Here is a 14,679-nt window from a genome sequence, read left to right on the forward strand (position 1 = left end):
CGGCCGGCTGCGGGGCAGCCGGCCGGTCAGCCGGTGGCGGAGGCGGGCAGCGGGACCGTACCGGTCCCGGCGGGCTCGCACTCGTCCTGCGGAGGACGCCGGTCGCGCAGTTCGGCGATGGCGGCCTCGAAGTCCTCGAGGGTGTCGAAGGCGCGGTAGACCGACGCGAAGCGCAGGTAGGCGACCAGGTCGAGTTCCTGGAGCGGGCCGAGTATGGCCAGGCCCACGTCGTGGGTGGTCAGCTCGGCACTGCCGGTGGCGCGCAGCGCCTCCTCGACCCGCTGGCCGAGCTTGGCGAGGGCGTCCTCGGTGACCGGGCGTCCCTGGCAGGCCTTGCGCACGCCGGAGATCACCTTCGACCGCGAGAAGGGCTCCGTCACACCGCTGCGCTTGATCACCATCAGTGACGCGGTCTCCACCGTGGTGAAACGGCGGGAGCAGTCCGGGCACTGCCGGCGTCTGCGGATCGACGTCCCGTCGTCCGTGGTGCGACTGTCGACGACGCGGCTGTCGGGATGCCTGCAGAAGGGGCAGTGCACGGCTTCCCATCCCTCCCTCTCGGCACGACTGATCCGCCTCGGAGCACAACCGGGCGGAAGACCGCCGGGGCTCTCGAAGCAGCCACCAGCATATGCGATGTCGGGCGCCCCGGCAGACCGAGGACCACAACTTCTGGGTGGCCGCGCCAATCCAACCACTAGATCTTGGGTTTCGACGGATTCCGACACCTGGCGTGTCGCGCGTCGTCGAAAGGATCCGGCCAGGCGGGAAGGGCCCCGCGGCAGCTCAGCAGCCTACTAGGGGGCGGGCCGGTCCCCGGATTCCGGGGTGGCCGGTGCCACACTGGGGCGAGGGCCCCGGACGGCGGCGATCCGACCGCGAAGGGTACCGTAATGAACGGTTTCGGCACCGAACCCGCGTTCGGTGCACTGATCGTCCATACACCTCTTCATGTGATCACGTCCGGTCATCTGCGATTTTTCACTCGAACGTGTGTTTGGCGCAACCTTTCGAAAGCTACTACCGTTGTCCAGCCAGGGAGAGCAAGCACATTTCGAGAGGGGCCGACGTGACCACCACCGCAGACAGTGCCACCATCACTGCCCAGACCCGCTCCCAGAGCCGACTCGAGCCGGTGCACGCCATGAACGACGCAGCCATGACCCCGGACTCGGACTCGATGCGCCCCGCGCGCTCGCTGCCCGGGCGCCCTCCCGGCATCCGAGCCGACAGCTCGGGCCTCACGGACCGGCAGCGCCGGGTCATCGAAGTCATCCGCGACTCGGTGCAGCGCCGGGGCTACCCACCGTCGATGCGGGAGATCGGCCAGGCCGTCGGTCTGTCCAGCACCTCCTCGGTGGCCCACCAGCTGATGGCCCTGGAGCGCAAGGGCTTCCTGCGCCGCGACCCGCACCGCCCCCGGGCGTACGAGGTCCGCGGCTCGGACCAGCCCAGCTCGCAGCCCACGGACACCACCGGCAAGCCCGCCGCGTCGTACGTCCCCCTGGTCGGCCGGATCGCGGCCGGCGGCCCGATCCTCGCCGAGGAGTCCGTCGAGGACGTCTTCCCGCTGCCCCGCCAGCTCGTGGGCGACGGCGAGCTCTTCGTCCTCAAGGTCGTCGGCGACTCCATGATCGAGGCCGCGATCTGCGACGGCGACTGGGTCACGGTCCGCCGCCAGCCCGTCGCGGAGAACGGCGACATCGTCGCCGCCATGCTCGACGGCGAGGCCACGGTCAAGCGCTTCAAGCGCGAGGACGGCCATGTCTGGCTGCTCCCGCACAACGCCGCCTACCAGCCCATCCCCGGTGACGAGGCGACCATCCTCGGCAAGGTCGTCGCGGTCCTGCGGCGGGTCTGACCCGCCGCGGCGGGCCCTCGCCCGCCCTCCCTGAATCGGACCCCGGGTACCACTGCGCCGGTCCCGGGGTCCTGCCGTGCCCGCTTCCGGGCCGGCCGCCGACGGCTCAGCCGCCGTCCGCCACGGCCGCCGCGTCGATGGCCGCGAGCGACTTGCGCACCTGATTGCGGTCCGTGGTGTACCAGAAGTCCGGCAGCGAGGCCCGCAGGAAGCTGCCGTACCGGGCGGTCGCCAGCCGCGGGTCCAGCACCGCCACCACCCCGCGGTCCCCGGTGGCCCGCACCAGCCGGCCCGCGCCCTGCGCCATCAGCAGCGCCGCATGGGTCGCCGCCACCGCCATGAAGCCGTTGCCGCCGCCCTCCTCCACGGCCTTCTGCCGGGCGCTCATCAGCGGGTCGTCCGGCCGCGGGAACGGAATCCGGTCCATCACCACCAGCTGGCAGCTCGGCCCCGGCACGTCCACGCCCTGCCACAGCGACAGCGTCCCGAAGAGGCAGGTCCTCGGGTCCCCGGCGAAGGACTTGATCAGCTCGCCCAGGGTCTCCTCGCCCTGGAGCAGGATCGGGTTGTCCAGCCGGGTGCGCAGCTCCTCCGCCGCGGCCTGGGCCGCCCGCATCGAGGAGAACAGCCCCAGCGTGCGCCCGCCGGCCGCCCCGATCAGCTCCGCCAGTTCGTCCATCATGTCGCCGCGGGTGCCCTCCCGGCCGGGCGTGGCCAGGTGCTTGGCGACGTAGAGGATGCCCTGCTTCGGGTAGTCGAAGGGGGAGCCGACGTCCAGGCCCTTCCAGACCGGCACCTCCTCGCCGGTGACGCCCTCCGGCGACAGGCCCAGCGAAGCGCCCACGCCGTTGAAGTCGCCGCCCAGCTTGAGGGTGGCCGAGGTCAGGACCACCGACCGCTCGGCGAACAGCTTCTCGCGCAGCAGACCGGAGACCGACATCGGGGCCACCCGGAGCGTGGCGCCGAAGCGGTCGTGCCGCTCGTACCAGACCACGTCCCACTCGGAGCCGTTGGTGATCCGCTCCGCCACGTCGTGGATGTTCTCCACGGAGGCCAGCGCCTGCTTGCGGACCGCGTCCTCGTCCTGGACGGACTTGTCGCGGGTGGCGCCGAGCGCCGAGATGACGTTGCGCGCCGCGTCCCGCAGCGAGAGCAGGGCGTACCCCAGGTCCTCGGGGATCTCCTCCAGCCGGCCGGGCAGCGCCAGCTCCATGATCCGCTCGAAGGACTCGGAGGCCGTCTGCAGGGAGTCCGCGGTCTTCTCGTTGACCAGCTTGGCGGCCCGCTTCACGGCCCGGTTGACCTGGCCGGGGGTGAGCTCGCCGGTGGCCACCCCGGTGACCCGGGAGACCAGCTCGTGGGCCTCGTCGACGATCAGGACCTCGTGCTGCGGCAGCACCGGCGCGCCCTCGATGGCGTCGATGGCCAGCAGGGCGTGATTGGTGACCACCACGTCGGCGAGCTTGGCCCGCTCCCGGGCCGCCTCGGCGAAGCACTCCGCGCCGTACGCGCACTTGGTGGCGCCCAGGCACTCCCGGGAGGAGACCGAGACCTGGGCCCAGGCCTTGTCGGAGACGCCCGGGGTGAGGTCGTCCCGGTCGCCGGTCTCCGTCTCGTCGGCCCAGTCCCGCATCCGCAGGAGGTCCTTGCCGAGCTTGCTGGTCGGGGCCGCCGCCTCGAACTGGTCGAACAGGCCCTCTTCCTCGTCCTGCGGCGCGCCCTCGTGCAGCCGGTGCAGGCAGAGGTAGTTGGAGCGGCCCTTGAGCATGGCGAACTGCGGGCGGCGGCGCAGCAGCGGGTGCAGCGCGTCGACCGTCCGCGGCAGGTCGCGCTCGACCAGCTGCCGCTGGAGCGCCAGGGTGGCCGTGGCCACCACCACGCGCTCGCCGTGGGCCAGCGCGGGCACCAGGTAGCCGAGGGATTTGCCGGTGCCGGTGCCGGCCTGGATGAGGCGGTGCGACTGCTCGTCGATGGCTTCGGCGACGGCTTCGGCCATGGCCGCCTGGCCGGGCCGCTCGGTACCGCCGACGGCGGAGACGGCGGCGTGCAGCAGGTCGGGGAGGGAGGGCTTCGTCATAGCACCGACAACCCTACGCGGCCCCGCGGACACCGGGTCACGGCCGGTGCAGCGGGTTGGGCACGCTGCCGTGCACGACGGCCCGCGGACGCTGCTGCCGGTCCCGGTACCCGTCGGCGTGCAGCCGGTTCCGGTTCAGGCACAGCCGCTCGATCCGCGGGGTGAGCAGGTCGAAGAGGGCGAAGCGCTCCTTGAGCTCGGGGAAGCGCTCCTGGTAGCGCAGGATCTCCGCCCGTACGAGCGACCAGAACTCCTCTTCGGGGACCTCCAGCCGGTCCTCGCACAGGGCCGAGAGGTAGCGGAACACCCCGACGAACAGCCCCGAGTGCAGGAACTGCGGCAGGAATCCGGCCGGTTCGCGGTGCAGCACCGCGGCCGCCTCGGGGGGCACGGGCTCCCGCTCGGGCACCGGCTCCGCGCTCAAGGCGACCTCGTCGGCGAAGTCCTTGATCGCCAGCCGGACCGGCACGTCGTGCTCGTCGAAGACCACGACGGCGTTCTCCCCGTGCGGCGAGAAGACCGTGCCGTAGCGGTAGAGGAAGTGCAGCAGCGGGGGCAGCAGCGCGCCGAAGAGGTGCCCCAGCCAGACCCGGGGGGTCAGCCCCGAGCGGGCCACCAGCTCGGCGGTGAAGGCCCGGCCGCGCGGGTCGGTACCCAGCAGGGCGGCCAGCGTGCGGGCCCGCTCGCCGGGTGCGAGCCGGCCGGTCAGCGGCTCCCGCCAGAGCGCGCCGAGCAGTTCCCGGTACTGGTACGGGACCTCGGGCAGGCCTTCGTACACCGGGTGCCCGACGGTCACGGAGGCGACCTCGCCCAGCAGCACCACCCGGCACTCCTCGCGCAGGAAGGGGTCCGCGTCGCGCAGCGCGTGCAGCCAGGACGTGACGGCGGGGGCGGCGCGGATGCGCTCGGCGGACAGGCCCCGCCAGACCAGCGTGTTGAAGACCGAGACCGGCAGCTTGACGGAGTGCCGCTCGGGGCGGCTGACGTTGAGGAAGGTACGCACCGACTGCTGCGGCAGGCGTACGTCGGGATCGGCGGGCAGCGGTACCAGCGTTCCGGCCGCCAGCCAGGGGGCGTACAGCGGCAGCACCACCTCGTCCCACTGCCAGGGGTGGACGGGCAGGTAGAGGTAGGCGGCCGGGTCCAGCCCCCGCTCGCGCAGCTCCCGGTCGAAGGCGGCGCGGGTGGCCGGGTCCAGCTCGCGGGCGTAGAGCCGGCCGGGGTCCGCCAGCTCCGCGGTCCCCCGGTAGTCGGCCAGCGAGGTGTGGGCGGCCAGCCAGGGCAGCCGCCGGTGCACCCGCGCCTCGGGGGCCCAGGCCGCCGCGTCGGAGCCGGAGAAGCCGAGCCGGCCCTTGTTGAGGACCAGCCAGGGGTGGCCGCTCTGGTGCCCTTCGAGGGAGGCGTGGTCCAGCCCGGCGAGGACGTCGGCGGTCAGGGCGGTGTGCTCCAGCCGGGCGTCGGCGGACAGGGTCGCGGACAGCTCCTTGATCAGGTGTCCGAGGGTGCCGCCGTCCAGGCCCAGCAGTCCCCGGGCGAGGACCACGAAGCGGAAGGGATCGCCGAAGGGGACCGGGGCGGCCCCCGGGGCGGCGGGGGTGTGCGTCACCGAGCCCGGGTCCACCCGCCAGCCCCCGTACGCGCCCCGCCGGGCCCGCAGCCCGAGGGTCCCGCCGCCCTCGTCCAGCGGCAGGGTCCAGGCGTCCGTGCCCCGGGCCGGCCGCGGCTCCAGCAGCCCCTCGTAGGCGAACTCGCCGAGCATCTTGGCCAGCAGCCGGCGGCTCACCGTCTCCCAGACGGCCGGGTTGAGCTCCGGCGGGCAGTGCGGCGGCGGCCAGCTCCGGCCGGGCGCGGCGGGAGCGGCCGGTTCACGGCGCGTGGGCTGGTGCGGCACGGGGCTCCTCGGGACGGCGGGATCGGACGGCGGGACCGGACGGTGGCCGTTCACAGCAGGGTGCGCAGCGCCCGCTCCCGGATCATCAGCGCGGCCCGCTTGCCGGGCAGGTCCAGCTCGGCGCAGTAGCGGAAGCCGGAGCCGAGGAAGGCGGCCACGGAGGGGGTGTTGGCCAGGGCGGGCTCGGCGACCACCCGGGCGCACCGGGGCCGGTGGTCGAGCACCAGGTCGGAGACGGCCCGCAGGAGCTGGGTGCCGATCCCCCGGCCCCGGTCGGCGGCCTCCCCGATGAGCAGGTGCAGACCGGTGTCGTGGGGGCGGGCCGGGTAGTGCCGGGCGATCGGGTCGAGGTCGGCCCGGTAGACCTCCCAGTAGCTCATCGGGGTGCCGTCGAGCAGCCCGAGGCAGGGGATGCTGCGGCCGTCGCCGTCGAGCTGGGCGCGCAGGTGGGCCATGGTCACCTCGGGCGGCCCGGCCAGCTCCCAGAAGGCGGCGGTGACCGGGTCGTTCATCCAGCGGGCGATGAGGTCGAGGTCCTGCTCGGGACGGACCGGGACCAGCCGGAAGGGGCCGGCCGGGGTGCTGACCGGGCCCCACTCGGCCGGCGAGTCCAGCAGGTCGGCCTCGGCGAGCCGGGCCAGCAGCCGGCCGGCCGGGTCGCCCGGGCCGTAGGAGCCGGGTGCCGCCGCGGGCGCGGGGCGGCCCGGGAAGCCGGCCGGGATCCGCAGTTCGAGGGTGTCCTCGGGGCCCGGGGCGGGGCGCGGGTCCGCGTCGAGGCCAGTGGCGTGGGTGCCGGATCCGGTGTCCGTGTGCGGCATGGGTGGTGTGCTCCGCTTCAGCTGGGGTCGTGGAGGGGGTTGGGGACGGTGACGTACACGGACTGCGTGTCCACCGGGCCGACCAGCTCGTCCAGCCCCTTGAGGCGGGTGAGCAGGTTGGCCTTGCAGCGCAGGGTCGGCGAGTCCAGCAGCAGGGCGGGGAGCGGGCCGAGCCGGGAGTTGTGGACGAGGAAGCGGCGGAAGGCGGCGAGCAGCACCCGCTCGTCGGCCAGCCGCTGCGAGCCGAAGGCGCCGATCAGGCCGAGGACGTTGTTGATGCCGAGGTAGTAGGCGAACCGCTCGTCGGTGACGGCGTCGGACACGAAGGTGTCGCTGCGGGTGCCGATGCCGGGCAGCCGCCGGTCCAGCTCCTCGCGGTGCGACTCGCGGAAGTAGTAGCCCTGGTTGTCGCGGTACCGGCCGCCGATCGGCCAGCCGTCCGGGGAGAGCAGGACGAGGGTGTTCTGCTGGTGGGCCTCCAGCGCGATGCCGGCCAGTTCGTCGAGGGCGAGGACGGGCCGGACCACCTGGTCGAGGTAGCGCAGGAACCACTCGGCGGCGACGGCGGGGCGGGGCCGGCCGGTGCGGGCCGCGAGCCGGGTGACGGTCTCGGCGAGCCGGGAGGTCATGACCGGCCGACCGGGCCAGGGCCGGGGCGAGGTGAGCGAGGCGAGGCAGACCGGGTCGTCGTCGGGGCCGAAGGGGTTGTGCCGCAGGACCGCGTCGAGGCCGGGTACCGGTTCCCCGTCGGGGCCGTCCACGGCCACCCAGGCCGGGTCGCGGACGATGTCGAAGCCGGGGTGCCGGGCGGCCCATTCCTTGCCGAGGCCGGCCCGCAGCAGCCGGTGCACCTCCAGCCCCCGGTGCAGTTCCTTGCGGAGGTTCTCCCGGCGGGAGTTGGTGATGGGCAGGCCGAGGGAGAGCTTGAGCATCGCCGGGGCGCCGGGGCGGTGGACGGTGCGGACGGAGGAGGTGGGGTGCCAGGGCGCGCCGTGCGGCCCGAGGTCGTGCAGCAGTCCGGCTTCGAGGAGGGCCTGGACGGCGGGCCGGTGGTGCAGCTCCCGGGCCTGCCAGGGGTGCAGCGGCAGCGGGGCGGTGCTCTCGGGCAGCGGGAGTCCGGGGGCGAGCCGGGCCAGCAGCCGCTCGGCGGGCAGCGGCCGGCCGCCCTCGGTCCAGCCGGAGTCGGTGGCCAGGACGCGCCGGTCGACGGCCATCCAGTGCAGCGGGAAGGCGCCGTGCAGCTCGGGCGAGTAGCGGCGCGCCTCGGCCTCGGTGAGGCCTTCCCGGCTCTTGGGCGTGGGGTGCAGGGGGTGGCCCAGGAGCAGCGCCTGCTCGGCGTCGAGGAAGGGGTCGGCGCCGGCGGGCGGACCGGGCCGCTCGCGCCGCTCGGTGAGGATGGCGGTGGTGCGGCGGACCGAGTCGGCGACCCGGCCGACCAGGTCGGCGCCGCCCCGGCCGCCGCCCTCGCGGACCAGCAGTCCGGCGAGGGTGACCGCGTCGAGGGCGGGGGCGCCGGGCGGGGCGCCCTCCAGCCGGGCCGGGGCGAAGCGGTGCCAACCGGCCGGCGACCAGTGGCGTACGGGGGCCAGCAGCGCGGCGCCGGAGGCGGGCAGCGGGATCCGCAGCAGGGGGCCGTCGGGGCGGGGCAGCGCGGTCTCCCGGGCCCAGCAGCGCAGCAGGTTCTCCACGGCGGCGGCCTCGGCGGCGACGGCCGGGTCCCGGTGGTCGAGCAGGTCCGGCAGGGCCCCGGGGCCGGCCGGCTCGGCGGCGGGGTCCCGCAAGCGGGGCACGCCGTCCTTCTGGCGGGGCACTGCGGGGGCCGCGGCCTGGGCGGGCTGCTGGTGCGGGAAGGGCGGCTGCGGCCGGCCTTCGGGCGGTTCGGGTGCGGAACCAGGGTTCACGGGTGCTTCCTTGACGGTCTGGGAAGAGGGGTCCGGTCCTCCGCGGTGCCGGTGCGGGACCGGGTGCGGGCCGCCGCGGCGACGGCGTCGGCGAGCCGGTCGAGGACGGCGGTGGCCTGTTCGTCGGTGAGGGTGAGCGGGGGCAGCAGCCGCAGGACGCTGTGGTGCCGGCCGCCCAGCTCGACGATCAGGCCGCGCCGCAGGCACTCCCGGCGGACGTCGAGGGCCAGGGCGGGGTCGGGCGGCGCGGGCTGCCCGGGGACCGGCGCGGCCTCCGGGTCGACCAGCTCGATGCCGGTCATGAGGCCGCGGCCGCGGACGTCGCCGATGCAGGGGTGCTGCCCGGCGAGGGAGCGCAGGGCGGCGAGGATCCGCTCGCCGAGGACGGCCGCGCGCTCGGCGAGACGGTTCTGCCGGACGTACGCGAGGGTGGCGGTACCGGCGGCCATGGCGAGCTGGTTGCCGCGGAAGGTGCCGGCGTGCGCGCCGGGGGGCCAGACGTCCAGCCCGGCCCGGTAGACCACGACGGCCAGCGGCAGGCTGCCGCCGATGGCCTTGGAGAGGACCATCACGTCGGGCACGACCCCGGCGTGGTCCACGCCCCAGAAGGCGCCGGTGCGGCCGACCCCGGTCTGCACCTCGTCGGCGATCAGCGGGATGCCGCGGGCCGCAGTGATCTCCCGCATCCGGCGCAGCCAGGCGTCCGGCGCCGGATTGACCCCGCCCTCGCCCTGGACCGGTTCGAGGATCATCCCGGCCGGGGCCGGGACCCCGCCGCGCGGGTCGTCGAGCAGGTACTCCGTCCAGCGGGCGGCCAGTTCGGCCCCCCGCCCGCCGCCCTCGCCGAAGGGGCAGCGGTAGTCCGACGGGTAGGGCAGCCGGGTCACCCGCACCCGGCCGGCGCCCCCGGAGGCCTCCAACGCCCCGGCGGTCATGCCGTGGTAGGCGCCGGTGAAGGAGAGCAGGCCGTCCCGGCCGGTGGCGGTGCGCACCAGCTTGAGCGCGGCCTCCACGGCGTCGGTGCCGGCCGGTCCGCAGAACTGCACCCGGGCGTCGGCGGCCAACTCCGGCGGCAGGCAGGCGAAGAGCTCGGTGGTGAAGGCGTCCTTGACGGGGGTGGCGAGGTCCAGGACGTGCAGCGGGGCACCGGAGTCGAGGACGGCGCGGACGGCTTCGAGGACGACGGGGTGGTTGTGGCCGAGGGCCAGGGTGCCGGCTCCGGAGAGGCAGTCGAGGTAGCGGCGGCCGTCGGCGCCCTCGATGGTCAGCCCCCGGGCCCGGACCGGCACGATCGGCAGGGAGCGGGCGTAGGTCCGGGCGGCGGACTCCCGCAGGGACTGGCGGCGCAGGATCGCCTCGGCGCCCTGCCCCGGGGCGGTGCGCGCTGCGCCGGGGGCCTGCTCGGTCACGGCCACGGCTGTCGGTCCTCCCGCATCGGTGTGCTGCGCCCCGGGGTCGTGCGCAGCTCGGTCCGCCGCCTCGGGGGCAGGGCGGAGTGTTCCCCCGTACGTACCAACGACGGGGACCGCGCGGGATCACGGGTGCCGCGGAAGATCCTTGGCGGACCGGGCTCAAGCGGAGGCCCGTCGGCCGGAACCGCGGACCCGGGGCGGGGCGTCCCCAACCGCAGCGGCATAGTGGGGGGTTGCACTCCACGCCTCGAAGCACCAGGGGGACACACACATGCGACCGATCCGACCGGCCTCCGCCGCCCCGAGCGGGCGACGCTCCCGTCGCGGATCCCGGATCCTCGCGGCCACCGGGCTGTGCGCGGCCCTCGCGCTGACGGCCGCCTGCGGCCCCGGCTCCGACGAGGCCGCCGACAAGCCCACCGTGGCCGCGAGCGACCCGGCCGGTGGCCCTGCCGGGATCAAGATCCCGGACGACCTCAAGAAGAAGCTCAAGGAGCACGGCTTCGACCTCGACAAGTGGAAGGGCGGGGCCTGGAAGAACTGGGACCGCGACCAGTGGCTGCGGGAGGCCCAGGACTTCGTCAACCCGATCATCGAGGACCTGTGGGACCCGGACCGGATGGGCCGCGCCAAGCAGCCCGACCGTCCGGTGGCCGACCCCGACCTCGGCAAGGACCAGGGCGTGACGGACCCGACCCCGGCGCCGGTGCGCGCCCGGTCGGTGGCGGCCCCGTACCACCAGAGCGTCCCGGAGGCCGGCAAGGTCTTCTTCGACGGCCCCGAGGGCTCGATGGTCTGCTCGGCGACGGTGGTCGAGGACCCCGCGCACCCGGGCAAGTCCAACCTGGTCTGGACGGCCGGGCACTGCGTGCACGCCGGCAAGAAGGGCGGCTGGTACCGCAACATCGCCTTCGTGCCCTCGTACAACGACGCGGGGAAGTCGGCGGCCGCCCTCAAGGGCGCGAGCCGCGACGAGGTGGCCCCGTACGGCGTGTGGTGGAGCGACTGGGCGCAGACCTCCGACCAGTGGATCGCCGGCGGCGGCCCGACCGGCGGGGCGGGCGCCCCGTACGACTTCGCGGTGCTGCACGTGACCCCGGAGAAGGGCTCGGGCGCCTCGCTGGAGGAGACCGTCGGCTCGGCACTGCCGGTGGAGTTCAACGCCCCCGCGGTGCCGAAGATCGCGCAGATCACCGCCACCGGCTACCCGGCCGCGCCGCCGTACGACGGGCAGCGGGCCTTCCGGTGCGCCGACCGGCCGGGCCGGCTGTCGATCGCACAGGACGCCCCGGTGATGTACCGGATCGGCTGCACCATGACCGGCGGCTCCTCGGGCGGCGGCTGGGTGGCCGCCGGACGTGACGGGCGGCCGGCGCTGGTGTCCAACACCTCCATCGGCCCGGTGACGGCCGGCTGGCTGGCCGGTCCCCGGCTCGGCACCGAGGCGAAGAACATCTACGCCGCAGTGAGCGGGAAGTTCGCCAAGTAGCGGACCCGGACGCACAAAGGCCCGCACCTCACGAGGAGGTGCGGGCCTTCGTCGGTCCTGGGGCGCGTCCCGGACCGCCGGTCCGGGACGCCGCGCCGTCGGTCAGCGCGCGACCGGGACGTACGGTGCCAGGTCCGCGGCCAGCTCGGCGTGGACCCGCGCCTTGAGGAGGGTGCCGTCCGGGGTGTGCTCCTCGGAGATCATCTCGCCTTCGGCGTGCGTCCGGGCGACCAGGCCGCCGCGGGTGTAGGGCACCAGGGCCTCGATCTCGACCTGCGGGCGGGGCAGCTCGGCGTCGATGAGCGCGAGGAGTTCCTCGATGCCCATCCCGCTGCGGGCCGAGACGGCGATGGAGTGCCGCTCGATGCGCATCAGCCGCTGGAGGACCAGGGGGTCCGCCGCGTCCGCCTTGTTGATCACCACGATCTCGGGCACGTTCACCGCGCCGACCTCGCGGATCACCTCGCGGACCGCCGCCAGCTGCTCCTCCGGCGCCGGGTGCGAACCGTCGACCACGTGCAGGATGAGGTCGGAGTCGCCGACCTCCTCCATCGTGGAGCGGAACGCCTCGACGAGGTGGTGGGGCAGGTGCCGGACGAAGCCGACCGTGTCGGCCAGGGTGTAGACCCGGCCGCTGGGCGTCTCGGCCCGGCGCACCGTCGGGTCGAGGGTGGCGAACAGGGCGTTCTCCACCAGCACGCCCGCGCCGGTGAGGCGGTTGAGCAGCGAGGACTTGCCGGCGTTGGTGTAGCCGGCGATCGCGACGGAGGGCACCTTGTTGCGCCGGCGCTCCTGCCGCTTGATGTCGCGGCCGGTCTTCATCTCCGCGATCTCCCGGCGCATCTTCGCCATCTTCTCGCGGATCCGGCGCCGGTCGGTCTCGATCTTGGTCTCACCGGGGCCTCGGGTGGCCATGCCGCCACCGCCGCCGCCACCCATCTGGCGGGACAGCGACTGACCCCAGCCGCGCAGCCGCGGCAGCATGTACTGCATCTGCGCGAGCGCGACCTGCGCCTTGCCCTCTCGGGACTTGGCGTGCTGGGCGAAGATGTCGAGGATCAGGGCGGTCCGGTCGACCACCTTGACCTTGACGACGTCCTCGAGGGCGATGAGCTGGCCGGGGCTGAGCTCGCCGTCGCAGACGACGGTGTCGGCGCCGGTCTCGACGACGATGTCGCGCAGCTCCCGGGCCTTGCCCGAGCCGATGAAGGTGGCCGGGTCCGGCTTGTCGCGGCGCTGGTAGACGCCGTCCAGGACCAGGGCTCCGGCCGTCTCGGCCAGTGCGGCGAGCTCCGCGAGGGAGTTCTCCGCGTCCTTGAGCGTCCCCGTGGTCCAGACGCCGACCAGCACGACCCGCTCGAGTCGCAGCTGCCGGTACTCGACCTCGGTGACGTCTTCGAGCTCGGTGGAGAGGCCCACGACACGGCGCAGGGCCGCGCGCTCGGAGCGGTCGAACTGCTCGCCGTCCCGCTCTCCGTCGATCTCGTGGCTCCAGGCGACGTCCTCTTCCATCAGGGCATCGGCCCGAAGGCTCTCGCTGAAGCTCCGCGCGTCCTGCGCGTCCTGGGAAGGGTACGAAGAGGAGGTCATTGGATCCTTACGTCGATGTGATGCGGTCTGCGTCGGCTAGAACGCGTGACCTGCCGGGATGATTCCCGGCGGCCGGGCCGACCTGTCGATAGTGACATGCCCGCCGGGGGGCGTCACACGCTTTTCGCCGCCTTCCAGCCCGGGTGACCGGGCATGGCGGGGGTCTTCGCACCGTACAGCCAGGCCTGGAAGAAGCCGGTCAGGTCCCGGCCGGCCTCGGCGGAGGCCAGGGCCGTGAAGTCGGCGGTGCCGGCGGTGGCGTCCCGGTGCTCGGCCACCCAGCGGCGCTCGACCCGCTCGAAGGCGGCCGTACCGATCTCCTGGCGCAGGGCGTACAGGACCAGCGCCGAGCCGTCGTACACCACGGGCCGGAAGAGCCCGATCTTCTGGCCGGGGGCGGCGGGCTTGGGGGCGGCCGGCGGGCCGCCGGCGGCCCGCCACTGGTCGGAGCGCTCGTACGCCTCGCGCATCCGCCGCTCCAGGGAGTACTTGCCCAGGCCGTCGGCGTACAGGGCCTCGTACCAGGTGGCGTGGCCCTCGTTGAGCCACAGGTCGGACCAGGTGCGGGGGGTGACGCTGTCGCCGAACCACTGGTGGGCCAGCTCGTGGACCATGACGGCCTCCACGTACCACTCGGGGTAGGCGGGGCTGGTGAAGAGGGACCGCTCGAAGAGGGAGAGGGTCTGGGTCTCCAGCTCGAAGCCGGTCTTGGCGCGGGCGATCAGGACGCCGTAGTTCTCGAAGGGGTAGCGGCCGACCCGCTCCTCCATCCAGGCCAGCTGGGCGGGGGTCTTCCTGAGCCAGCGCTCCAGCACCGCCTTGTCGGCCTCGTTGACCACGTCGCGCACCGGCAGCCCGTGCGGCCCCTCGCGGTGCAGGACCGTCGAACGGCCGATGGAGACCTGGGCCAGCTCGGTGGCCATCGGGTGCAGGCTCGTGTAGGTCCAGGTGACCGGGGAGCCGGCGGCCCGGCGGCGGACGCCCTGGGGGATGCCGTTGGCGACGACCGTGACCCCGGCGGGGGCGGTGACCCGGATGGTGAACATCGCCTTGTCGGAGGGGTGGTCGTTGCAGGGGAAGACGGTGTGCCCGGCGTCGGCCTGGTTGGCCATGGCCAGCCCGTCCTCGGTGGTCACCCAGCCGCCGTCGGCGGCGCCGCGCGGGTCGCTGGTGTGACGGACGGTGATCTTCAGGACGCTCTGTGCGGCGACCGGGTGGGCCGGGGTGAGCACCAGGTCCTCGCCGGCGGTGGCGACGCCCGCGGGCAGCCCGTCGATCTCGGCGGAGCGGACCGTGCCGTGGGTGAAGTCCAGGTTGATCCGCTCCAGGGCCTCGGTGGCGCGGGCCCGGATGACGGTGGTGGCCTCCAGCGGCTTGTCGTTGGCCGTGTACCGGAAGGACAGGTCGTAGGCGAGGACGTCGTAGCCCGGGTTGCCCAGGGTCGGGAAGAGCGGGTCGCCGATGCCCAGGGCGGGCGGCGGCGGCAGGACGGCCGCGACGAGGCCGAGCGAGGCGGTGGCGAGCAGGGCGCCGCGCAGCCGCCGGGCGGCGGCCCGCGGGCGGGCGGTGGGGCGGGGGGTGAGCTGCATGACCACGGCAATACCAGCCCCGTCGCGCGCCGGGGCGCGGCGCGCGACGGG

At 74.5% G+C, this 14,679-nt stretch carries 10 protein-coding genes; 2 read left to right on the top strand and 8 right to left on the bottom strand.

All coding sequences use genetic code 11. From position 1 onward, the window contains the following. Window positions 1-26 precede the first annotated feature (26 nt). Entirely contained in the window at window positions 27-539 is a 513-nt protein-coding gene (gene nrdR / locus AB0O40_RS19010) for a transcriptional regulator NrdR (RefSeq protein WP_365042536.1), read from the bottom strand. Between the two features lie 530 nt (window positions 540-1,069). On the opposite strand from nrdR, the gene lexA reads away from it, so the two are divergent. After that, window positions 1,070-1,861 (top strand): transcriptional repressor LexA, encoded by a 792-nt coding sequence (gene lexA, locus AB0O40_RS19015; protein WP_365042539.1) that lies wholly within the window; start codon window positions 1,070-1,072, stop codon window positions 1,859-1,861. Window positions 1,862-1,967: 106 nt separating this feature from the next. Here the strand turns inward: lexA and AB0O40_RS19020 are convergent, their stop codons facing one another. The 5 genes from AB0O40_RS19020 to AB0O40_RS19040 all read right to left on the bottom strand — a co-directional run bounded on the left by AB0O40_RS19020 (window position 1,968) and on the right by AB0O40_RS19040 (window position 9,957). Then, window positions 1,968-3,938 (bottom strand): ATP-dependent DNA helicase, encoded by a 1,971-nt coding sequence (locus AB0O40_RS19020; protein ID WP_365042542.1) that lies wholly within the window; start codon window positions 3,936-3,938, stop codon window positions 1,968-1,970. Window positions 3,939-3,975: 37 nt separating this feature from the next. Then, on the bottom strand, window positions 3,976-5,721 hold the full coding sequence (locus tag AB0O40_RS19025) for an IucA/IucC family protein (RefSeq protein WP_365042557.1): 1,746 nt from the start codon (window positions 5,719-5,721) through the stop codon (window positions 3,976-3,978). Between the two features lie 158 nt (window positions 5,722-5,879). Then, entirely contained in the window at window positions 5,880-6,647 is a 768-nt protein-coding gene (locus tag AB0O40_RS19030; protein ID WP_365042544.1) for a GNAT family N-acetyltransferase, read from the bottom strand. Window positions 6,648-6,664: 17 nt separating this feature from the next. Beyond that, on the bottom strand, window positions 6,665-8,548 hold the full coding sequence (locus AB0O40_RS19035) for an IucA/IucC family protein (RefSeq protein WP_365042546.1): 1,884 nt from the start codon (window positions 8,546-8,548) through the stop codon (window positions 6,665-6,667). Beyond that, complete coding sequence (locus tag AB0O40_RS19040; RefSeq protein ID WP_365042560.1) at window positions 8,545-9,957, bottom strand: diaminobutyrate--2-oxoglutarate transaminase family protein; 1,413 nt, start codon at window positions 9,955-9,957, stop codon at window positions 8,545-8,547. The genes AB0O40_RS19035 and AB0O40_RS19040 overlap by 4 nt, the downstream gene beginning before the upstream one ends. 274 nt (window positions 9,958-10,231) lie before the next feature. Between AB0O40_RS19040 and AB0O40_RS19045 the strand changes: the two genes are divergently transcribed. Next, complete coding sequence (locus AB0O40_RS19045; protein ID WP_365042548.1) at window positions 10,232-11,449, top strand: hypothetical protein; 1,218 nt, start codon at window positions 10,232-10,234, stop codon at window positions 11,447-11,449. Window positions 11,450-11,551: 102 nt separating this feature from the next. Here AB0O40_RS19045 and hflX read toward each other — a convergent pair whose 3' ends face one another. Continuing rightward, the gene (hflX, locus tag AB0O40_RS19050; protein ID WP_365042551.1) at window positions 11,552-13,039 is read right to left on the bottom strand and encodes a GTPase HflX; all 1,488 of its coding nucleotides are present in this window, start codon (window positions 13,037-13,039) and stop codon (window positions 11,552-11,554) included. Window positions 13,040-13,152: 113 nt separating this feature from the next. Next, the gene (locus tag AB0O40_RS19055; RefSeq protein WP_365042562.1) at window positions 13,153-14,628 is read right to left on the bottom strand and encodes a M1 family metallopeptidase; all 1,476 of its coding nucleotides are present in this window, start codon (window positions 14,626-14,628) and stop codon (window positions 13,153-13,155) included. Window positions 14,629-14,679: the final 51 nt, after the last annotated feature.

Source organism: Streptomyces sp. NPDC089919, assembly GCF_040684615.1.
Lineage (GTDB): Bacteria > Actinomycetota > Actinomycetes > Streptomycetales > Streptomycetaceae > Streptomyces.

What these genes read in the sequence shown, in the direction of transcription:
- AB0O40_RS19020 (WP_365042542.1), bottom strand. Translation starts at nt 3,938, where the DNA reads ATGACGAAGCCCTCCCTCCCCGACCTGCTGCACGCCGCCGTCTCCGCC.
- AB0O40_RS19030 (WP_365042544.1), bottom strand. Translation starts at nt 6,647, where the DNA reads ATGCCGCACACGGACACCGGATCCGGCACCCACGCCACTGGCCTCGAC.
- AB0O40_RS19045 (WP_365042548.1), top strand. Translation starts at nt 10,232, where the DNA reads ATGCGACCGATCCGACCGGCCTCCGCCGCCCCGAGCGGGCGACGCTCC.
- hflX (WP_365042551.1), bottom strand. Translation starts at nt 13,039, where the DNA reads ATGACCTCCTCTTCGTACCCTTCCCAGGACGCGCAGGACGCGCGGAGC.
- AB0O40_RS19055 (WP_365042562.1), bottom strand. Translation starts at nt 14,628, where the DNA reads ATGCAGCTCACCCCCCGCCCCACCGCCCGCCCGCGGGCCGCCGCCCGG.